This is a genomic window from Chryseobacterium sp. VD8 (assembly GCF_037149975.1).
GTDB lineage: Bacteria > Bacteroidota > Bacteroidia > Flavobacteriales > Weeksellaceae > Chryseobacterium > Chryseobacterium indicum.
In genome coordinates this window covers 1-437 of record NZ_JBBCQL010000463.1, presented here as the reverse complement: position 1 = coordinate 437, position 437 = coordinate 1, and the positions used below count along the sequence as shown (strand labels likewise).

Here is a 437-nt window from a genome sequence, read left to right as displayed (position 1 = left end):
ATAGGAGCTAGTGGCGGAACTCCGCCTTATGAATATTCTCTGGACGGCGTAAACTGGCAGAGTTCAAATGTTTTCATGAATGTGCCGAGAGGAAATCATATTCTTCACATTCGGGATACAAATCGATGCGAAGAAGTAACGAGACCTTTTGTCATTATAAATCTTATCAATACGATTACGCCCAACCTTGACGGCTACAATGATGCGATAAATTATTCTGACCTGATGAATTATGACAATGTAATTTTCCGAATTTTCGACCGATATGGTGCAGAAGTATTTCGTGGATCACCGTCCAACAAGTTTACATGGGACGGAAAAATCGGGGGAAGACATGTAAATACAGCTACATATTGGTATTTCATCAGCTGGACAGAATTTGGTGGTACCACAACCGTAAAATATACGAGCTGGCTTTTGGTAAAGAATTATTAAAT

General features: G+C 39.6%; 1 protein-coding gene. It reads left to right on the top strand.

The annotated features are described in order from the left end of the window. Positions 1 to 435 (top strand): T9SS type B sorting domain-containing protein (locus tag WFK35_RS23045; protein ID WP_336734992.1); only part of this gene is annotated, 435 nt, incomplete at its 5' end. Positions 436 to 437: the final 2 nt, after the last annotated feature.